We start from the raw sequence: 19,537 nt of genomic DNA, 5'->3' as shown, positions 1-19,537 counted from the left end.
GATGACGTGGGGGCCGGGCTCGATGAAGCGGGGGCCGAGGATCCGCCGCAGGACGTCCTCGGTGCGCGCTCGCGAGGGCTTCCCGAGCAGGTTCTCGGCGACGATCCGCTCGCGATTCTCGTCCGCCGATCCCGCCGGATCCCACACCGACACCAGCCGCCGCGAGTCGTCGATTAGTGCTCCCCCCTTCTGGATGTTCGAATTCAGTACGGTCACGTCAGGTCGAAGTACGCGGGCGCGAAGCCATTGCCGGCGAGATAACTCGCCGCCATCTGCGTGGACGCCGAGGTGAGCTTCTCCCGGTCTTCGAGGTCCGCGGGGCTGAGTTGCCCGAGACGGCGAGCACCGCCCAGCATCTCGCCGCCCAGTGGGGACCCGGCGCGGTTCATCACCTCGGCGGCGAGCGAATCCAGGTCCCAGCTGGCGATTTGGTCGAGCAGCTTGGACGGCGCCGTCTTCCGCTCCGAGATCCAGGCCGATGCGGTGGCCCGGAACGGGAGTCGGTCAGAGAACAGGTGGAGAGCCGTGGGCCGAGGGAGGGCCTCGTCGTGCCGCCGGGCAGCCGCGATCAGGTCGAGTTCGAGCCCGGCAGCCTTCCAGGTGCGCGGAAGCGCACGCTCCAGGACGTATCGACCGGCCTGGCCGAGCCCATGACTGCCCGACCAACCCTGGAATCCGACCTCGCCGAGCCGGGCGACGGCCAAGACGAGGACGGCCCACTCAATCTCGATGTTCTCGTCCACCTTGGGATGGTACCGAGCGTCGGCGCGCCCTGACTCATGGGAGACGTGGCTCCAGACACGGTGGAGACTGAGACGACTTGCGTGCAGCGCAGCGAGTGGATCGGAGCCTATGTGGACGTGGTCACGACGATCTTGCGAGAATCGCCGGCCCGCGGCCGGGCCTCCGCCTTCGTGGGTCCGAAGGACAGCAGGTATTCGTGGAGGGCGTCCAGGAGCATCTCTTCGGCCTCCTCCTGTGTCGGCGCAGCTGTGATGACTCCAGGGATTTCACGGATCTGCGCCTGGATCCAACCGTTCTCGACCACATCGAAGACCGCGGTCAGGCTGGTTCGTCGCTCCATGAGTTCAGGATACGGTGCGCAGCCGGCTATCGGGACTACGTTCGGGTGCAGGTCAGGTCTGAAAGTGTGGGCTGGCCAGGCACGCGTGTGGCGGGTACGCGGCCAGTCGGCCGGTTGGCACTGGGATGGGTGTGCGACGTGGCACTGGAATGGGTGTTCGATGGTAATCATATAGGGTAAGCTCAGACGCCAACCCGGGGCACGTCCGAGCTGGCACGGTTGCCGTCCTTCGGTGGCATACTAGCCATCATGACGAAGCCAGTGCCGACACCCCAGGACACGGTGGAGGCGCTCCTCCGGCGCTCTGGCCGGCGGAGCAAGTCCGTCCCGGTTAGTCGCGCATTCGTGCAGGAAGGAACTGCGGGCGGCAGTACTCAACCCGGCCCCTTGGCCGGCATCGTTCGCCGCCGTGACGATCGGGCCCTGGATCTCTATCTGCTTGTCCTCGCGATCTGCTCGAAGGAGCCATGGGATGTCACGCTCCCCGCGGCTGTATGGACGAGGACGCTGCACCTAACGAACGCGCCCTCTGCGGTGTCCAAAGCCTGGCGACGACTTGAGCACGCGAAGCTGATTCGGCGCGAACGACATGGTCGGCTGACGCGTGTGTTCCTACTCCGCGAGGACGGTTCGGGGGAGCCGTACACACATCCCGGAGCGGACGGCCGGCCGTACTTCAGGGTCCCGTTCGACTTTTGGCTTGCGCCCCAAGGCTGGAACCGGCGCATGCCCCTCTCCGCGAAGGCAGTCCTCCTTGTCGGTCTGAGCCTTCCGGACGCCTTCATACTGCCGTACGACCGCGCGCCCGACTGGTACGGCGTGTCCGCGGACACCGCCGCCCGAGGTCTACGCTGGCTTCGGAAGCACGACCTCCTTTACGTCGAGAAGCGCTTGAAGCCAGCGCCTCTGTCCGCGCAGGGGTATACGGAGGAACGCCGGTACACCCTCATGCCGCCGTTTGGGCCGCGGGGCGTCAAGCGGGGGGCGAAGGCCTCGTGACGAAGCGTCGCGACCTCGGGGCACACCTGAGGGCATCCGGATGTGAGCTCGTCCGTCATGGAGGCAGGCACGACATCTGGCGGAACATGGAAACCGACAAGCGCTCCTCCGTCCCCCGACACACGGACATCCCCCGCACGACGGCGGCGGAGATATGCAAGCAACTCGGGGTCTCCGCCATAGAGCGGGGATCGTGAGAGAGCACGGCCGTTTGGCTGATCGATCACTCGACTTAGGGGCGGACGTCGACCTCGGCGCTTGTCTCTCTGTACACCGAGTACGCCCAGCGTTGCTTCGGTTGAAGCTGCAAGTACCAGAACCGAAGTTGCTCCCTCGTCGGGGGGCTCCCGTCCTCCGTCCGGACTGGGGGAAGGCGGTTTACGATTCCTACCCAGTCTTCGGTCTGCCGGTCGTAGTCGTCGAGGGAGGCGGCGTCCCACCATTTCTCCACGTCCGAGCTCCTCACCAGCCAAATCGGTCGTATGCGGCGAGTTGGCGGAACGAACCGCCAGCGTGGGCCCTGCAGGACTTGAACCTGCGACCTCTTGCGTGTCGAGCAAGCGCTCTGGCCACCTGAGCTAAGGGCCCTCAGGACGGTGATTCTACCGTGTCACCCCGCCCCGGGTGCGTGGCCGGGGCGGCGCGTGGTTCGATACGGGTCACCCTACAGGAGGAGCCGATGAACCTTCACGAGCGCAGCTGGCCGGTCGACGATCCCAAGGCCTGCGTGGTCATCGTTCACGGGCTGGCCGAGCACTCGGGTCGCTACGAGTACGTGGCCCGTAAGCTCAACGAGGCAGGGTACGCCGCGCACGCCCTGGACCTGCGGGGGCACGGACGGTCGCCCGGGTTCCCGGGGGACATGGGCACCGACGTCGACGCCATCTCCCAGGACGTGACCGACCTCTGCGTGCGGCTCCGCCCCTCCTATCCCGCGCTCTTCCTGCTGGCCCACTCGATGGGCACCCTCGTCTCCCTGCCCGCCGTCGCCAAGACCCCCGCGGGGATCCTGGACGGGCTGATCCTGTCGGGGACCGCGCTCGTGCCGGGACAGGCGGTCCTCGACTCCCTCACGTCCGGCGGTCCGATCCCGCCCGAGGCCATCTCGCGTGACCCCGAGATCGTGGAGGCCTACCGCAACGACGACCTGGTCTTCTACGACCGGGTCACGATGGAGCTCACGATGCTCGCTGCGGAGGCGCTGGGGCGCGCGTCCGACGCGGTCCCCCTGATCACGGTGCCCGTCCTTCTCGTTCACGGGACCGAGGACACGGTCACCGATATGGCGGGAGCGCAGAACGTCCACACCCAGCTCGTCATCACCGACAAGACCTTCAAGGGCTACGACGGCCTCTACCACGAGGTGCTGAACGAGCCCGAGCGAGACCAGGTGATCGCGGACATCGTGGCCTGGCTGGACGAGCGGCTCCCGGACCGCGCACCCGCGTAACCTCGCGGCCCCTCCGGGGGTCCTTCATCGGATCGGCCACCGGAGAGGGGTGAAGGGTGAACACCAACGAGATGATCCACGAGGAGGCCACGAGCTTCCCTGTGCCCGTGATGTCGCAGGACACCGCGGCCGAGGAGCTGCTCGTCATCGGCGACTGGACGGCCGAGGAGACGCCGTCGCTGGACGAGCTCCTCGAGCTGCGCTGCTGCTCCCTCTAGAGGGAGTCCGACCGGGATCGGGGGCCGCACGGCCCCCGATCACGCGTTCCTGGTAACTTCTCGCCGTGCCGTACTTCGACCATCCCGACGGCTTGCGCCTGCACTACGTCGAGCGAGGCGGCGGCCCTCCCCTGATCCTGCTGCATGGCCTGCTGTGGTCCTCGCGCATGTTCGTCCGGCTGCGCCGGAGGCTCGACGGTCACCGGGTCATCCTCCTGGACATGCGCGGGCACGGCTTGAGCGAGCGCCCGGACGACGCATCCCTGTACACCTGGGCGGGCTTCGGGTCGGACGTGGTGGCTGTGATGGACCACCTCGGACTGGAGAAGGCAGTGGTCGGGGGGTTGTCCCTCGGTGCCAACGTCACCCTCTCGACCGCTCTGGACCACCCCGCCCGGTTCGCGGGGCTCGTCGTGGAGATGCCGGTCCTGTGGCGGGCGCGCGGGTTCGCCGAGCGGTTGTTCACGGGGCTGGCGGGTGTCCTGCACGCGGGAGGCCCGGTGCTGCGCGCGTCCTCCCCTCTCGTGAGACGGATGCCGGTGCCGCGCAGCCTCCCGGAGGCGGCGGCCTTCCGCGATGTTCTCGGTCTGGACCCGCTGTCCGCGGTCGCCGTGATCAGGGGGCTCCTGTCCGACGAGCTCCCCGACGAGGCGGACCTGTCCCGGCTCACGATGCCCGCTCTCGTCATCGGCCACCGGCGGGACCCGCTGCACGTGCTGGCCGATGCGCGCCACCTGGCCGACCGGCTCCCGGACGCCCGCTTCGTCAGCGCCTCGTCGATCCTCGAGTACCGGGTGCATCCCGAGCGGCTCGTCTCCCACCTGCAACCGTTCCTGGACGAGGTGTGGGAGCGGGACCGGACGGCGAAGCCGGCGTCGTGACGGTCCGGGTCGAGCGCCGCGACCGGGTGTTGGTCGTGACGATCGACCGCCCCCAGGTCCACAACTGCGTGGACGCCCCCACCGCCCAGGCCCTCGAGGACGCCGTTCGCGCCTTCGACGCGGACGACGGACAGCGCGTCCTGGTCCTCACCGGCGCCGGCGGACGCGCCTTCTGCTCGGGAGCCGACCTGAAGGCGGCGGACGGACTGACCGCCCGGCCCGGGGCCGCCTCGTCCGGACCGATGGGCATCTCACGCATCGAGGTCTCCAAGCCGACCATCGCCGCGGTGTCCGGACACTGCCTCGCCGGCGGCCTCGAGCTGGCCTGCTGGTGCGACGTCCGGATCGCCGACGAGACCGCGACCTTCGGGGTGGTCAACCGGCGCTGGGGGGTGCCGCTGATAGACGGGGGGACCCAGCGCCTCCCACGGATCGTCGGCCTGGGCAACGCCCTGTACCTGATCGAGACTGGAGCCGTGATAGATGCGGCGAGCGCGCTGCGGATGGGGCTCGTCCAGGAGGTCGTGCCGCAGGGGGCAGCGCTGGACCGCGCGCTGGAGCTGGCCGAGCGGATCGCCGGGTACCCGCAGGCGTCGCTCGTAGCGGACCGGGCCTCTGCGCTGGCGGGGGACGGACCGGAGGCGGAGGCGGCGCGCGGCGAGGCGACGCTGACCGCGCCCGAGCTCTCCGAGGGGCTGGAGAGGTACCGGACGGGAGACCGTCCGCCTCCACCGCGACCGTGACGTCCGGCGAGACCGGCGCACTAGGATGGGCCGGATGAGCCCCGTCCTCCGCACCCAGCTCGACCCCACCTCGGCGGCCGCTCGCGCCAACCGGGCGGCGATGGAGGGCGCGGTCTCCGAGCTGAAGGAGCACCTCGCCGCGGCGGCGCTCGGAGGTCCGGAGAAGGCGCGGGAGAGACACGTCTCCCGGGGCAAGCTCCTCCCTCGGGAGCGGGTCGAGCGCCTCCTCGACCCCGGCACCCCTTTCTTGGAGCTCTCGCCGCTCGCCGCGCACGGCATGTACGACGGGCAGGCCCCGGGAGCCGGGATCATCTGCGGCATCGGCCGCATCGAGGGCACCGAGTGCGTGATCGTGTGCAACGACGCCACGGTCAAGGGAGGCACGTACTTCCCGTTGACCGTGCGCAAGCACCTGCGCGCGCAGGAGGTAGCCCTGCAGAACCGACTCCCCTGCGTCTACCTGGTCGACTCGGGCGGCGCATTCCTCCCCATGCAGGACGAGGTCTTCCCCGACCGCGACCATTTCGGCCGGATCTTCTACAACCAGGCGACGATGTCCGCCCTCGGGATCCCGCAGGTCGCGGCCGTCCTGGGGATGTGCACGGCGGGGGGCGCCTACGTCCCGGCGATGTCCGACGAGTCGGTGATCGTCCGGGAGCAGGGGACGATCTACCTGGGCGGTCCACCGCTCGTGAAGGCGGCCACGGGCGAAGAGGTGACGGCCGAGGAGCTCGGCGGGGCGGACGTCCACGCCCGCACGTCCGGGGTCGTCGACCACTACGCGCTGGACGACGCGCACGCGCTACAGATCGTCCGGGACATCGTGTCCGGTCTGAACCGCCGCAAGGACCTCCCGCCCGGGATGCGCGAACCGGAGGAGCCGAAGTACGACCCACGCGAGATCTATGACATCGTCCCCGCGGACACGCGGGTGCCCTACGACGTGCGCGAGGTGATCGCGCGGATCGTCGACGGTTCGCGTTTCCAGGAGTTCAAGGCTCTCTACGGCGAGACGCTCGTCTGCGGGTTCGCCCACATCTGGGGGTTCCCCGTCGGGATCGTGGCGAACAACGGCATCCTGTTCTCGGAGTCGGCACTGAAGGGGGCGCATTTCATCGAGCTCTGCGACCAGCGCCGGATCCCGCTCGTCTTCCTGCAGAACATCACGGGGTTCATGGTCGGACGCGCCTACGAGTCGGGCGGCATCGCGAAGGACGGCGCGAAGATGGTCACGGCCGTGTCCTGCGCGGTCGTCCCCAAGTTCACGGTGATCGTCGGCGGCAGCTTCGGCGCCGGCAACTACGCGATGAACGGTCGGGCCTACGAGCCGCGGCTGTTGTGGATGTGGCCCAACGCCCGCATCTCGGTGATGGGGGGCGAGCAGGCGGCGACCGTGCTCGCGATCGTGCGCGGCGACCCCGACGACGAGTCGTTCAAGCAGCCGATCCGCGACCAGTACGAGACGCAGGGTCACCCGCTCTACTCGACGGCACGGCTGTGGGACGACGGGGTGATCGACCCGCTCGACACGCGCACGGTCCTCGGGCTCGGTATCTCGGCGGCATACAACGCGCCGATCGCCGAGCCCCGCTACGGCGTCTTCCGGATGTAACGTGCGCGTAGCGGTCGTCGGCCACGTGGAGTGGGTGACGTTCGCCCCCGTCGACCGGTTCCCCGCTCCCGGCGAGATCCTGCACGCGAAAGACGTGCTGGACCTCCCGGCGGGGGGAGGTCCGGTCGCGGCCGTGCAGCTGGCGAGGCTGGCCGGCGGATGCGACCTTTACACGGCCCTGGGCGACGACGAGCTCGGGCACCGGTCCCTCGTCGAGCTGGAGCGGCTCGGGCTCCGCGTACACGCCACCTTCCGTGCGGAACCACAGCGGCGCGCGTTCACGCTGATCGACGCGACCGGGGAGCGGACGATCGTCGTGATCGGGTCGCGCCTGGGTCCCCGTGCGTCCGACCCGCTCCCGTGGGACGACCTGGCCCAGACCGACGCCGTCTACTTCTGCGCCGGCGACGACGACGCGCTCCGCGCCGCACGCCGGGCCCGGGTGCTCGTGGCGACCCTGCGCGAGCACGAGCGCCTCGCCCGCGTCGACCCCGGGTGCGAGGCGGTCTGCGGGAGCGCGAGCGACCCGTCCGAGCCGTGGGAGCCGGGCTCGTTCCAGTCGAGGCTGGTCGTCCGGACGGAGGGCCGGGACGGGGGGCGATACGAGGCGGGCGGCCGGTGGGGACGGTACGCACCCGCCGCGTTGCCGGGGCCGATCGTGGACACCTACGGCGGCGGGGACAGCTTCGTGGGAGCGCTCACCTACGCGCTGGCGGCCGGACTCGCCGCCGAGGACGCCCTCGCGCTCGCCGCGCGCGCTGGCGCGGCGTGCATCACGGGCCGCGGTCCCTACGAGGGACAGCTCACCCGCCCCGGATAGGATTGCGGCCATGACCACGTTGCTCGTCGCGAACCGCGGTGAGATCGCCGTCCGCATCTTCCGGACGGCCCACCGGATGGGGATGAGATGCGTCGCGGTCCACAGCGAGGCGGACGCTCACGCTCCGCACGTCCTGGCTGCCGACGAGGCGGTCGCGATCGGACCTCCCCCCGCCTCCGAGTCCTACCTGCGGATCGACCGGGTGGTGGAGGCGGCGCGGCGCACGGGAGCCGAGCTCGTGCACCCGGGGTACGGGTTCCTGTCGGAGAACCCCGACCTCGCCCAGGCCTGCCTGGACGCCGGTTTGACCTTCGTCGGGCCGCCGCCGGATGTGCTGCGCGCCATGGGGGACAAGGCACGCGCGAAGCAGCTGGCCGCGGAGGCGGGCGTCCCGATCCTGGACGGCTACTCGGGCGACGACCAGTCCGACGAGGCGTTCGCTAAGGCGGCGGCCGACGTGGGGTTCCCGGTGATCGTGAAGGCGGCCGCGGGTGGCGGCGGGAAGGGCATGACGGTCGTCCACGATCCCGACGAGCTCGGGCCCGCCCTGGTCACGGCGCGTCGCGTGGCGCTCGCTGCCTTCGGCGACGACCGGATGATCCTGGAGCGCTACGTGCCCGATCCCCGCCACGTGGAGGTCCAGATCCTCGCCGATGCCCACGGCGGCGTGGTCCACCTCGGAGAGCGCGACTGCTCGATGCAGCGCCGCCACCAGAAGGTGTGGGAGGAGTCTCCGTCCCCGGCCGTCGATCCGGTCCTGCGGGAGCGCCTCTGTTCGTCGGCGGTCGCCCTGGCCCGCCACGCCGGCTACGTCAACGCCGGGACGTGTGAGTTCCTCGTCGGATCGGACGGGGCGGTCGGGTTCATCGAGACGAACGCGCGGCTGCAGGTCGAGCACCCGGTCACCGAGGCCGTCACCGGGCTCGATCTCGTCGAGCTCCAGCTGAGCGTGGCGCTCGGGGAGCGGCTCCCGTTGTCCCAGGAGGACGTCACGTTCTCCGGGCACGCGATCGAGGTGCGTCTGTACGCGGAGGATCCGTCCGACTCCTGGCTCCCACAGGCGGGACGGATCGTGTCCGTACGGTGGCCGTCCAACGCGCGTGTGGACACCGGCGTCGATGAAGGGGTCGAGGTGTCCAGGCACTACGACCCCATGGTCGCGAAGGTGATCGTCCACGCACCGGACCGGCCGAGCGCGATCGAGGAGATGCGGACCGCCCTCGACGCCACCGCCGTGCTCGGCGTCCGGACGAATATCGGGTTCCTGCGCGCGGTCGCCGACGAGCCCGACGTGGTGGCCGGACGCGTGACCACCTCTTGGCTGGAGACGGCCCACCCGACGTGGGAGCCCCCCGGTGAGACGGTCGAGCGCGCCGTCGCCGTCGCCGCAGCCGCGGAGGCCGAGGGGTTGCTCGGACGCCGGACCTCCGACCCATGGGCCGCCGCGGGACCGTGGCGCGTCGCAGGAGCGGCTCCCGTGCGGATCGTGCTGCGACCGGACGGCACGGAACGGACGGCCCGCGTCGCCGGGACCGGTCCGTACGAGGTCGAGGGACGGACCGTCGACCGGACCGACGCCGGCTGGACGGTCGACGGACGGCCCGCCTTCGCCCTGCGGGAGACCGACCGCTGGCTCGTCTGGACCGGCACCCAGGTAGAGGTCCCCGTCGGCATCGCGCCCCGGCGGGTCGAGGAGCACGGGGCCGCCCACCTGGGAGCCCCCATGCCGGGCCAGGTGATCGCCGTGCGCGTCGCGGCTGGCGACGCCGTCGTGAAGGGGCAGGAGCTCGTCGTCGTGGAGGCGATGAAGATGGAGCACGCCGTCACCGCGCCGGCGGACGGGGTCGTCACGCAGATCCTGTGCGCCCCGGGCGACCAGGTCGACCGCGGCCAGGCGCTGATCGACCTGGAGACCTCCTAGTCGGAAGGCTCCGGCGAGGACGGGTCCTCCGGGTCGAGGCCGGCGAGCTCGTCGACGAGCGTCCCCTCCCAGAGGGGGATCCCGGAGACGTAGGCCCCCCGGCCGATCACGTGCGCGGCCACCGGCGAGGTCACGAACTGGAAGACGAGCGCGGCGAGCAGCTTCACGACGGCCGGGAGCTGCTGCATGTGCAGCGCGGAGCCTCCGAGGATCAGCGCGAGCCCGAGGCTCGCCGCCTTCGTCCCCGCGTGCATGCGTGAGAAGACGTCCGGGAGCCGGAGGATGCCGAGGCCGGCCAGGACCATGAGCAGCCCGCCGAGCCCGATCATCACGTCACCGACGACCGTCATCCCTCCTCCTCGTCCGGACGCCGCCGGCGCAGCAGCCTGGCCAGGGAGACGGTCGCGATGAACCCCAGAAGGGTCGCGACGAGCATCGTGTCCACGTAGACGGCCGAGCCGGAGCGGACCCCGAAAAGGGCGAGCGCCCCGACGACGCAGAACAGGCAGACGTCGGTCGCCACCGCCCGGTCGGCCAGGGTAGGGCCGAGGGCGGCCCTGATCAGGCTCAGCACGAACGAGAAGCAGAGGACCAGGAGGGTGACGTCCACGGTCGTCATCGCAGCACCCACAGGAGCCTTCGTTCGTAGTTCGCGACCGTCTCCCGGAGGTGGTCCGGGGTCCTGAGATGCAGGGCGTGCACGAAGATCGCCGACCGGTCCGCAGCGATCTCGAGCGAGATCGTCCCCGGCGTGAGGGAGATCAGGTTCGCCAGCAGGGTCACCTCCGTGTCGTTGCCGCTCACCGGACACCGGATGATGCCCGGCCGCATGTAGTGCGTGGGAGTGAGGACCTCCCACGCGACCATCGCGTTGGCGACGATCAGCTCCCAGAGGAACCAGACCAGGAAGGGAACGGCCTTCACGAGCCGGATCGGGAGCCGGAGGAGGGTCATCGCCCCAGCACCGCCTCGACGTAGGCCGTGGTGTCAACGAGTGCCTCGGCGGCGGACAGCGACAACGCATAGAGCCCGGCCGCCGCGAGCCCGATGAGGATGGTGCTCGTCGCGCATACGAGTGCGGGGGCCATCACGGCCGCCGGCCCGGCCGTCGACCGCCGACCGCCGGTGGCGAAACCGTGCTCCGCCTCCGGTGCTCCCCCGGCTATCGGGGCTGGTTCGCGGTCCTCTCCCCAGAACACGCCCGTCCAGATCTTGATCATGGAGAGGAGGGTGAAGAGGCTCACCACGACCATCACGGCCGCGATCCAGTGCTCTCGGAGGCTGAACGCGGCCTGCACGAGGGCGAGCTTGCCGAAGAACCCGGAGAAGGGCGGGAGCCCGGCCAGCGACAGCGCGCACGCCATGAACGCCGACGCGAGCAGGGGCCGCCGCCTGGCCAGGCCACCCAGCTCGCTGAGCAGACCCGTCCCGTGGAGCGTCTCGACGGCGCCCGCGGTGAGGAAGAGCCCGGTCTTCACGATGACGTGGTGAAGCATGTAGAAGATCCCCGCCGCGAGCCCTAGCGGTCCGAACAGTCCGACACCGGCCAGGATGTACCCGACCTGACTGACGATGTGGAAGGAGAGGATCTCACGCATGCCGTCGCGTCCGACCGCACCGAAGACGCCGAAGACCATCGAGAGTGCGGCCGCCACGAGCAGGGGTGTGCGGTAGGCGGGTTCACCGGCGAAGACCGTCGCGTAGACGCGGTAGATGGCGTAGAGGCCGACCTTGGTGAGCAGGCCGGAGAAGAGGGCGGCCACCGCCGGCGACGCGGCGGGATAGGAGTACGGGAGCCAGCCGTGGACGGGGACCAGGGCGGCCTTGACCGCGAAGGCGGCGAGCAAGAGCCCGGCCGCGACGGCGACGCTCCCGGTCGACCGGGTGGCCGACGCGAGCTCGGCGATGTTGACCGAACCCGCCTCGCCGTACAGGAGAGCCACCCCGGTCAGGAGGACGAACGAGGCCAGCATGTTGGTGGTCACGTAGACGGCGCCCGCGCGCACCTGCTCGGCGGTCCCCCCGAGGACGATGAGCACGTACGACGAGATCAACATGATCTCGAAGCACACGAAGAGGTTGAAGAGGTCCGCGGTCGCGAAGGAGCCGTAGAGGCCTGCGCTCAGGCCGAGCAGGACGGAGTGGAACAGCGGGTGCTCGTCCTCGCCCCGTGACACCGCGAACGTCGTGCACAGCAGGACCATGAACGCGCTCACGGTCAGCATCAACGCCGACAAGGCGTCGACGGCCAGCGGTATCGCATAGGGGGCGGGCCACCCGCCGACCTGGGTGGCCAGGACCGTCCCGTCCCTGGTCGCCGCCACGAGCCAGATGCCGAACAGGAGCACGGCCCCCGACGTGGCGAACGAGAGGGTCCGTCGCAGGGGGCGCCCCCCCACGAACGTCAGCGCCGTCGACAGCAGGGGGAGCGCGATCGTGACCGGTAGGAGGCGGCTCACGGTCCCTCCGTGTCGTCGTCCCCCAGGACCTGGCTGCTGCGGAACGCGAGGGCCAGCAGGAAGGCGGTGACCGCGAACCCGATCACGATCGCGGTCAGTGCGAACGCCTGGGGGAGCGGGTCCGCCACCGAGGTGGGGTCGGAGGCTCCCACGAGGGGGGCGCCCCGGCGCCCGATGCCTCCCGACACGAGCAGGAGGATGTTGACGGCGTGACCGAGCAGGACGAACCCGAGCGTGATCCGGACGAGGCCGCGCTGGAGGATCAGGTAGGTCCCCGATGCGACCAGGATCCCGACGATGACGGCGCCGCTCACGGCCGCTCCCCCAGGTACCGGACGATGACCACGACGACCGACAGCACCACGAGGTAGACGCCGATGTCGAACGCGAGCGACGAGGACAGGTGCAGGTCCCCGATGTCGAAGGTGGTCTGCTCCAGGAAGGCTCCGCCGAACGCGAGGGGGACGAGCCCGGATACGACGGCGATGACCAGTCCGAGCGACAGGAGGGTCGCGAAGCGCACCGGTATGAACCTGCGGACGCCGTCCAGCCCGTGGGCGAGGTACTGCAGGACGACGGCCGACCCGGCCACGAGCGCGGCGATGAACCCGCCGCCGGGGGAGTTGTGTCCGCGCAGCAGGAAGTAGAGGGACACCACGACGATCACCGGGGTGAGGGCTCGCGCCGTCCAGCGCAGGATCGGCGTGCTCATCTCTCCTCCTCCGCTCCCTCGGCGGTCTGGACCGCCTCCGGCGACCGTCGCGCCACCCGGACCAGCGAGAAGACCCCCACGGCGGCGATGGCCAGGACCGCTACCTCGCCCAGCGTGTCCAGCGCCCGGAAGTCGACGAGGATCGTGTTGACGACGTTGTACCCCCCGGCCTCCTCGGGGGCCGCCTCGAGGTAGTAGGCACCGACATCGGAGAGCCCGCGGTGGCCGGTGAGGGTGTAGGTGGCGACGGCCGCGAGCGTCCCGGCGGCTATCGCGACGACGCCGGCGCCGACGCGCCTCCAGGCCGGCACCGGCTGGAACCTCGGTCCGAGACGGCGGAAGACCAGCACGACGAGGACGACGGTGAGGGTCTCGATGAGCAACTGGGTGAGCGCGAGGTCGGGCGCGCCGAGGACGACGTACAGGAGCGCGACGACGAAGCCGCCGATCCCGAGCACCGCCACGGCTCCCAGGCGGACGGGAGACAGGGCCGCGCCGAGAGCGGCCATGAGGAGCAGACCGGCGATGTACCAGTCCTGGACCCGGGGGGCCGGCGCGGGCACCGGGGAGACCTCGCCGAACACCGCCCACGCGCCGAGCCCGGCGGCGGCCGTCGTCGCCATCACCCAGACCAGGTGTCGCGCCGGGACCCGCGACACGAAGGGCTGTCCCACGACACGTCCGACGGCGATGGTCGCGTCGTACAGGGCGTCGAAGGCGGTCGTCCCGCGCAGCGGCGGGTGGACGCGGTGGACCACACGGTCGACGCGTCCCCGGATCAGGTAGAGGACCGTCCCGGAGGCGATCGTCACGGCGGTGAGGGCGAGCGCGGGCGTGAACCCGTGCCAGAGCGCGAAGTGGACGTCCCCTTCGCCGAACGCCCCGCGGACGACCGCGTTCCCGAGCGGGTCGAACGCGACGACCCCCAGGCCGAAGGCGAGCCCGGCGAGCGAGCACACGACGGCCGGGGCCACGAACGAGCGCTGCGGGGCGAACAGGGGTTGGGTGAGCGGTCCGCCGAACGCTCCCTCGAAGATGCGCGCGCCGTACCCGAACGTCATGATCGAGGCGCTGACGGCGAGCGCGGCCGCCAACGGGCCCATCCATCCGGGAGCCTGGAGGAAGGAGTCGAACGCCTCCTCCTTGCTGACGAAGCCGAGGAGCGGCGGGAAACCGGCCATGGACACCGCCGCCAGGGCGGTGGTGAAGGCGACCAGGGGCATGGCCCTCCCGAGACCGGAGAGGGTGCGGATGTCCCGGCTCCCAGCCTCCGTGTCGATGATCCCGACGACCATGAACAGGGAGGCCTTGTAGGCCGCGTGCGCCACCAGATGGAGGGACATCGCAGCGATCGAGCGGTACGTCCCGACGCCGACCAGAGCCACGAGGAGCCCGAGCTGGCTGACCGTCGAGTAGGCGAGGAGCGACTTCAGGTCGTACTGGGAGAGCGCGAAGGCGGCTCCGGTCACCGCCGTGACGAGACCGACGAGCGTGACCGTGTAGAACCAGGCCGGCTCCCCTGCGAACAGAGGGGTGAAGCGGGCGAGCACGTAGATCCCGGCCTTCACCATCGTCGCCGCGTGCAGGTAGGTGCTCACCGGGGTGGGCGCCACCATCGCTCCGGGCAGCCAGAAGTGGAACGGGACCTGCGCCGACTTCGTGAAGGCAGCGAGCAGGACTAGCAGGAGCGCCGGCGTGAACGTCCCCGCCGCCTTCACGGCCTCGGGATCGGACATCATCTCGGCCAGGTCCCACGACCGGACCGTCACCGAGAGCAGGATCAGCCCCGCCATGAGGGCGAGGCCACCCATAGCGGTGACGATGAAGGCGCGGACCGCTCCCTTGGCTGCCTTCCCCTCGCCCTTCCCGCCGATCAGGAAGAACGAGGTGATCGACGTCGCCTCCCAGCAGACGAACATCAGCAGCGCGTCGCCGGCGAGCACGAGTCCGAGCATCGACGCGGCGAACAGGGTCAGGAGCGAGTAGAGGCCGGCCGGGGCCGTCCCGCGGCGCGCGTAGCGCGCCGTGTACGCCATGACGAGGGAGCCGACGACGAGGATCAGCATCGCGAACACGAGGGATAGCCCGTCGAGGCGCAGGGTCAGGCGGGGGCCGAGGTCCGGGAGCCAGGCCGTGCTCCAACCCACGAACCCGCCCTCGAGCACCCGCGCCCCCAGCGTGCCTATGGCGGCCGCCGCGGCCGCGTACCCCCCGGCGAGGACGAACCCCGCGTTGCGCCCGAGCCATCGCGTCAACGGGAGGGCCAGGAGGGCGAGGCCAACCAGGCCGCCCAGGACGGCGGGCAGTGCGGCGCCGGTCACTGCGGGTCCGGAGTTGCGGGCTCGGGCGGAGGGTCCTCGACGATCTCTTCGGCAGGGAGCTCCTCAGGGTCGGGCACCCGTCCGGGGCCGAACCTGGCGTAGAGGGCTGAGGCGGAGGCCATGACGGGGACGGCGAGGATCATCCCCAGCAGACCGGCGGCCGCCGCTCCCGCGAGCATCCCGATCACCACGGCGACCGGGCGCAGCTGCATGGAGGCGCCGAGGATGAGCGGGGACAGCACATGGCTCTCCAGCTGCTGGACCCCCACGAACAACAGGATCACCCAGAGGGCGAGCCAGAACCCGCCGTCACCGAAGGCGACCAGCACCCCCGGGACGGACCCGACGATCGGACCGAAGAGCGGCACGAGGTTGGAGATGCCCGCGATCGCCCCGATCAACACCGCGAAGCGGACGCCGAGCAGCGTCAGGCCGATCGTCGAGAGCACACCGACGGCGGTGGCGATCATCAGCTGCCCGCGGAAGAAGGCGCCCACGGAGCGGCCGACGATCCGGAACGTGTCCATCACGCCCTCCCGCCTGTGCAGCGGGAGCACGTGGACGAAACCCGAGCGGATGCGCGGGAGCTCGACGAGGATGTAGAAGGCGACGATGGGTCCGGCCACGGCCGCGAGGAGCAGGGTCGGGAGGGATTTCGCGGCGGTGGCGACCGAGATCACCCGGTCGATGATCTCCTCGCGGTGCTCGAGCATCCAGGTCTCGGGGTCCGGCGCAGGCATCGGGAGCCCGGCCGCGTCCAGACGCGCCCACACGTCGTCGGCGAACGTCCCGAAGCCAGAGACGATCTCGGGCCCACGGTCGACGAGTCCCCGGAGCTGCGAGAAGAGCAGCGCTCCGAGCCAGTAGAGGGCGAGTCCCAGGGGGAGGAGGATCGCCACGTAGACGATGAGCGCCGCGCCCCACCGCGGCAACCGCAAACGGGTCAGGCGGGTGACGGCCGGCTCCAGCAGCAGCACGATGAGGATGGCGACGGCCAGCACGATGACCGCCGGACGCAGGCGTCCCATGATCCGCCACAGACCCACGGTGACCAGGGCCAGCCCGACGAGCGACCACGCCACCACGCCGGCGCGGAGCACGGCGTGACCGGCCCGGGAGAGCCCGAGCGGCGGACGGTAGCTCATCGCGACGAGGTCATACGGGTAGCCAAGTCTAGTCACGACGGCCGGACGGGTAGCCGTATCATTCGGGTGCCTGCCTCGACGAAAGGGTGTGGATGCCGAGCCCGTTCGACAGACCCCCCGGGAGGGACCGAGCGGGAGCCCGTCCCTCCATGGGTGGCCGCCGCTCGCGGACGGCCGACGACGGGCAGGCGCCCGTCCGGACCCGGCTCCCCGACCGGGTCACCGTGGTCGAGGTCGGGCCCCGCGACGGCCTGCAGAACGAGCCGACCCCTCTCGAGGCACAGGCGAAGATCCGGTTCATCGAGGCGCTGAGCGACGCAGGGCTGCGGGTGGTCGAGGCGACGTCGTTCGTCAACCCGGAGCGGGTCCCGCAGTTGGCGGACGCCGCCGAGGTGCTGGAGACGCTGAAGCGCCGGGATGGCGTCCGCTACCCGGTCCTCGTGCCGAACCTGCGGGGCCTCGAACGAGCCCTGGAGGTGGGAGCCGACGAGATCGCCGTGTTCGCGTCCGCCACGGAGTCCTTCTCGCAGCGCAACCTGGGCCGCTCCCGTGAGGAGGCCATCGAGATGTTCCGTCCGGTCTGCGAGGCGGCCGCCGAGGCGGGCGTCCGGGTGCGCGGATACCTGTCCATGGTCCTCGGCGACCCGTGGGAAGGGAACGTGAGCCCAGCCGTCGTGGTCGACGCCGGGATACGGCTGCTCGAACTCGGCTGCGTGGAGCTCTCGCTGGGGGACACGATCGGCGTCGGGACGCCGGGAGCCGTCCAGGACCTCATCGAGGCGTTCGTGGACGAGGGGATCCCGTCCCGGGCGCTCGCCGTCCACTTCCACGACACGTACGGACAGGGGCTCGCCAACGTCCTCGCTGCCCTCGAGTGCGACGTGACGACCGTGGACACGTCGGCCGGCGGGCTCGGCGGGTGCCCTTTCGCTCGGAGCGCCACCGGCAACCTGGCCACCGAGGACCTCGTCTGGATGCTGGACGGGCTCGGCGTCGAGACCGGTGTCGACCTGCACGCCACGGCGCGGGCGGCGGCGGATGTCTGTCGCCTGCTGGGTCGACCGCTCCCCGGTCGCGTCGCACGGGCGGTCACCGACCCGTCCGACGAGACATGATCTCGTTCTCGACCGACGAGCGCGGGGTGGCGCGGCTGGCCCTGAACCGTCCGGACGTGCGCAACGCCTTCAACGACGAGCTGATAGCCGCCGTCACGGACACGGTCCGCGATCTGGACCCGTCCGTCCGGGTCCTCGTGCTGTCCGGCGAGGGGAAGGTGTTCTGCGCGGGAGCCGATCTCAACTGGATGCGGGGCATGGCGGGTTACTCGCTGGACGAGAACCGCGCCGACTCGACCCGCCTGAGGACGATGTTCGAGGCGCTGGACGAGTGCCCGGTCCCCGTCGTCGGACGGGTGCACGGAGCCGCGATGGCGGGCGCGACCGGACTGGTCGCCTGCTGCGACGTGGCCGTGGCGGCCGAGGACACGGTCTTCGCCTTCACGGAGGTGCGCCTGGGGCTGGTGCCCGCGGTGATCTCGCCCTTCGTCGTGCGCAAGGTGGGCTACGCGTTCGCCCGCTCCATGTTCCTCACCGCGGAGCGGTTCGACGCCGACCGGGCGTACGAGGCGGGGCTCGTCCACCGCGTCGTCCCTCCCGAGGAGCTGGACGCGACCGTCGAGGAGTACGTCGAGGCGTTCCTGGCCGCCGCCCCCGGTGCCTTGCGGGAGACGCGTCGTCTCCTCGAGCAGGTGGTCGGCAGGCAGCCCGAGGACGTCCGCGAGCTGACCGTGCAGGCGATCTCGGAGGCCCGGGTGGGGGAGGAGGGCCAGGAGGGCGTGGTGGCCTTCTTCGAGAAGCGACCGCCCTCCTGGGCACCGCAGCGCTAGGAACCCGCAGCGTTCGACGCGCACGGTGGGGATTCGAACGCGCTGCGTGCATACACGCGCTTGAGTTACGGCATGTCGCGCCCGTGGCGGGGGAAGATAGCCGGAGACCCCCCGACACGAAAGGAGTACCCCATGGCGTCGTATCAGGGCTACTGCGTGAAGTGCCGTGAGAAGCGCGAGTTCGAGGGCGAGGTGAAGGAGCTGGCGAACGGCTCCCGGGCCGCCCAGGGCAAGTGCCCCAACTGCGGGACGAAGATGACCCGCATGCTGCCGAAGAGCGCGTAGCGCTCTCCCGACGTTCCCGGCGCCCGGCGCGCGAAGCGCGCCGGGCGCCTGCCTTTAGGTGCCCGGGCCGCGATTCGGCCCGCCGACGTCGCTGGTGTCACTCAGGCCGCCCGGGGCCGCGGGAGTGACACCGGGAGCCGGAGGGGGCGTCGGGCGGTGTCGGTTGCACCGCCATCGCCGGCGCGAGCGCCACCACCGGGGGACGGGCGCGAGGCCACCCGGCACGAGGGGAGGCTGCAGGGCCGGGCTCGGGAACGCGGCTCCCGCGCCGGGTCAGGACCGGGTGGCCGAGGCCAGGAGCAGTTCGGTGGTGACGGTCGGGACCGGCACCCCCACGGTCGCGGGCAGCGCGCAGTCGTATACGGCCTGGATCTGGGGCGGGACGCTCGTCGGCTCCCCCCCGTCGGGCCCGGCGTTGCCGCCGAAGCAGGTGCCGGCGCCGATCCCGTCCCAGGCCAGGTCGGCCGCTCCCGACGTGTGGACCGTGTTCCGGACGATCCGGTTCGCCATCGCCGGGGTCCCGTGCCAGGAGGCGACGATCGCGTAGCGGTCGTGTCCGGACACGGTGTTGGCCTCGACCACGTCGAACCAGCCTCCGGCTATCCAGACGCCGACGCCGCGGGGGACGTCGAGCGTGGCGGCGGCTCCCCGGCGGGTGACCGTCCGGTCGTTGTTGTCCGCGATGGTGCTGCCCCACAGGTGGGTGCCGGCCTGCGGGGCGGACGCCTCGGCCACCGACGTGGCCACGATCACACCGGCCCTGTTGCGCTCGAAGCGCGATCGGGTGATCGTGACGGCCCCCGCGTTCGTCCCCCAGTAGCCCGCCGTGTTGGCGACCGCGGTCACCCGGTCGAGGGAGACGTCGCAGGACGAGCAGTTCTTCACCGCTATGCCGGCCTCTCCGGCTCCCGTGACGTAGGTGGAGCGGACCCGTCCCCGACGAGCCCCGCCGAGGAAGGCGATGCCGTGGACCCGGTTGTCCTCCGCCCGCACCCCCTCGAC

At 70.9% G+C, this 19,537-nt stretch carries 24 protein-coding genes and 1 tRNA gene; 12 read left to right on the top strand and 13 right to left on the bottom strand.

Annotation, left to right across the window (positions count from 1 at the left end; translation table 11 throughout):
- From VM840_05765 to VM840_05755, 3 genes are all read right to left on the bottom strand, one after another.
- Window positions 1-216: BrxA family protein (locus VM840_05765; GenBank protein ID HVL81083.1), on the bottom strand; the 216-nt coding region annotated here is incomplete at its 3' end.
- On the bottom strand, window positions 213-743 hold the full coding sequence (locus tag VM840_05760; protein ID HVL81082.1) for a BrxE family protein: 531 nt from the start codon (window positions 741-743) through the stop codon (window positions 213-215). The genes VM840_05765 and VM840_05760, both read right to left, overlap by 4 nt.
- Window positions 744-850: 107 nt before the next feature.
- Window positions 851-1,084, bottom strand: a complete 234-nt coding sequence (locus VM840_05755; GenBank protein HVL81081.1) for a hypothetical protein — start codon at window positions 1,082-1,084, stop codon at window positions 851-853.
- Between the two features lie 387 nt (window positions 1,085-1,471).
- Between VM840_05755 and VM840_05750 the strand changes: the two genes are divergently transcribed.
- The gene (locus tag VM840_05750) at window positions 1,472-2,083 is read left to right on the top strand and encodes a hypothetical protein (protein ID HVL81080.1); all 612 of its coding nucleotides are present in this window, start codon (window positions 1,472-1,474) and stop codon (window positions 2,081-2,083) included.
- Window positions 2,080-2,280 (top strand): type II toxin-antitoxin system HicA family toxin, encoded by a 201-nt coding sequence (locus VM840_05745; protein ID HVL81079.1) that lies wholly within the window; start codon window positions 2,080-2,082, stop codon window positions 2,278-2,280. The genes VM840_05750 and VM840_05745 overlap by 4 nt, the downstream gene beginning before the upstream one ends.
- A 317-nt stretch (window positions 2,281-2,597) precedes the next feature.
- On the opposite strand, the gene VM840_05740 is transcribed toward VM840_05745, so the two are convergent.
- Window positions 2,598-2,671: transfer RNA gene (locus tag VM840_05740), tRNA-Val, on the bottom strand.
- 91 nt (window positions 2,672-2,762) lie between these two features.
- On the opposite strand from VM840_05740, the gene VM840_05735 reads away from it, so the two are divergent.
- The 7 genes from VM840_05735 to VM840_05705 all read left to right on the top strand — a co-directional run bounded on the left by VM840_05735 (window position 2,763) and on the right by VM840_05705 (window position 9,728).
- Window positions 2,763-3,533: a lysophospholipase gene (locus tag VM840_05735; protein ID HVL81078.1), complete on the top strand. Its 771-nt coding sequence runs from the start codon at window positions 2,763-2,765 to the stop codon at window positions 3,531-3,533.
- 56 nt (window positions 3,534-3,589) lie between these two features.
- Window positions 3,590-3,751, top strand: coding sequence for a hypothetical protein (locus tag VM840_05730; GenBank protein HVL81077.1), 162 nt, complete (start codon window positions 3,590-3,592; stop codon window positions 3,749-3,751).
- A 65-nt stretch (window positions 3,752-3,816) separates the two neighbouring features.
- Entirely contained in the window at window positions 3,817-4,632 is an 816-nt protein-coding gene (locus VM840_05725; protein HVL81076.1) for an alpha/beta hydrolase, read from the top strand.
- On the top strand, window positions 4,596-5,375 hold the full coding sequence (locus tag VM840_05720) for a crotonase/enoyl-CoA hydratase family protein (GenBank protein HVL81075.1): 780 nt from the start codon (window positions 4,596-4,598) through the stop codon (window positions 5,373-5,375). The genes VM840_05725 and VM840_05720 overlap by 37 nt, the downstream gene beginning before the upstream one ends.
- A gap of 100 nt (window positions 5,376-5,475) precedes the next feature.
- Window positions 5,476-6,987, top strand: a complete 1,512-nt coding sequence (locus VM840_05715) for a carboxyl transferase domain-containing protein (protein ID HVL81074.1) — start codon at window positions 5,476-5,478, stop codon at window positions 6,985-6,987.
- A 1-nt stretch (window position 6,988) separates the two neighbouring features.
- Window positions 6,989-7,807: a PfkB family carbohydrate kinase gene (locus VM840_05710; GenBank protein HVL81073.1), complete on the top strand. Its 819-nt coding sequence runs from the start codon at window positions 6,989-6,991 to the stop codon at window positions 7,805-7,807.
- A 10-nt stretch (window positions 7,808-7,817) separates the two neighbouring features.
- Window positions 7,818-9,728: a biotin carboxylase N-terminal domain-containing protein gene (locus VM840_05705; protein HVL81072.1), complete on the top strand. Its 1,911-nt coding sequence runs from the start codon at window positions 7,818-7,820 to the stop codon at window positions 9,726-9,728.
- Here VM840_05705 and mnhG read toward each other — a convergent pair.
- From mnhG to VM840_05665, 8 genes are read right to left on the bottom strand one after another with little or no spacing between them, the layout of a single operon-like run.
- Window positions 9,725-10,078 carry a monovalent cation/H(+) antiporter subunit G gene (mnhG, locus tag VM840_05700; protein ID HVL81071.1) on the bottom strand — a complete coding sequence of 118 codons (354 nt, stop codon included), beginning with the start codon at window positions 10,076-10,078 and terminating at the stop codon, window positions 9,725-9,727. The two genes, VM840_05705 and mnhG, sit on opposite strands and share 4 nt — an antisense overlap.
- The gene (locus VM840_05695; GenBank protein HVL81070.1) at window positions 10,075-10,347 is read right to left on the bottom strand and encodes a monovalent cation/H+ antiporter complex subunit F; all 273 of its coding nucleotides are present in this window, start codon (window positions 10,345-10,347) and stop codon (window positions 10,075-10,077) included. The genes mnhG and VM840_05695 overlap by 4 nt, the downstream gene beginning before the upstream one ends.
- Window positions 10,344-10,682 (bottom strand): Na+/H+ antiporter subunit E, encoded by a 339-nt coding sequence (locus VM840_05690; GenBank protein ID HVL81069.1) that lies wholly within the window; start codon window positions 10,680-10,682, stop codon window positions 10,344-10,346. The genes VM840_05695 and VM840_05690 overlap by 4 nt, the downstream gene beginning before the upstream one ends.
- The gene (locus VM840_05685; protein ID HVL81068.1) at window positions 10,679-12,187 is read right to left on the bottom strand and encodes a monovalent cation/H+ antiporter subunit D family protein; all 1,509 of its coding nucleotides are present in this window, start codon (window positions 12,185-12,187) and stop codon (window positions 10,679-10,681) included. The genes VM840_05690 and VM840_05685 overlap by 4 nt, the downstream gene beginning before the upstream one ends.
- Window positions 12,184-12,501 carry an NADH-quinone oxidoreductase subunit K gene (locus VM840_05680; protein ID HVL81067.1) on the bottom strand — a complete coding sequence of 106 codons (318 nt, stop codon included), beginning with the start codon at window positions 12,499-12,501 and terminating at the stop codon, window positions 12,184-12,186. The genes VM840_05685 and VM840_05680 overlap by 4 nt, the downstream gene beginning before the upstream one ends.
- Window positions 12,498-12,899 carry an MnhB domain-containing protein gene (locus VM840_05675; protein ID HVL81066.1) on the bottom strand — a complete coding sequence of 134 codons (402 nt, stop codon included), beginning with the start codon at window positions 12,897-12,899 and terminating at the stop codon, window positions 12,498-12,500. Before VM840_05675 ends, VM840_05680 begins: the two co-directional genes overlap by 4 nt.
- A complete protein-coding gene (gene mbhE / locus VM840_05670; GenBank protein HVL81065.1) occupies window positions 12,896-15,220 on the bottom strand; it encodes a hydrogen gas-evolving membrane-bound hydrogenase subunit E in 2,325 nt (774 codons plus the stop codon). Before mbhE ends, VM840_05675 begins: the two co-directional genes overlap by 4 nt.
- A complete protein-coding gene (locus tag VM840_05665; protein HVL81064.1) occupies window positions 15,217-16,365 on the bottom strand; it encodes an AI-2E family transporter in 1,149 nt (382 codons plus the stop codon). The genes mbhE and VM840_05665 overlap by 4 nt, the downstream gene beginning before the upstream one ends.
- A 149-nt stretch (window positions 16,366-16,514) precedes the next feature.
- Between VM840_05665 and VM840_05660 the strand changes: the two genes are divergently transcribed.
- The 3 genes from VM840_05660 (at window position 16,515) to VM840_05650 (ending at window position 18,535) form a co-directional block, all read left to right on the top strand.
- A complete protein-coding gene (locus tag VM840_05660) occupies window positions 16,515-17,480 on the top strand; it encodes a hydroxymethylglutaryl-CoA lyase (GenBank protein HVL81063.1) in 966 nt (321 codons plus the stop codon).
- Window positions 17,477-18,250, top strand: a complete 774-nt coding sequence (locus VM840_05655) for an enoyl-CoA hydratase-related protein (GenBank protein HVL81062.1) — start codon at window positions 17,477-17,479, stop codon at window positions 18,248-18,250. Before VM840_05660 ends, VM840_05655 begins: the two co-directional genes overlap by 4 nt.
- Window positions 18,251-18,382: 132 nt before the next feature.
- The gene (locus VM840_05650; protein ID HVL81061.1) at window positions 18,383-18,535 is read left to right on the top strand and encodes a DUF5679 domain-containing protein; all 153 of its coding nucleotides are present in this window, start codon (window positions 18,383-18,385) and stop codon (window positions 18,533-18,535) included.
- A gap of 273 nt (window positions 18,536-18,808) precedes the next feature.
- Here VM840_05650 and VM840_05645 read toward each other — a convergent pair.
- The coding region (locus VM840_05645) for a hypothetical protein (GenBank protein HVL81060.1) at window positions 18,809-19,537 on the bottom strand (729 nt) is incomplete at its 5' end.

The organism is Actinomycetota bacterium, assembly GCA_035540895.1.
Lineage (GTDB): Bacteria > Actinomycetota > JAICYB01 > JAICYB01 > JAICYB01 > DATLFR01.
This window is presented reverse-complemented; position numbering and strand designations above follow the sequence as displayed.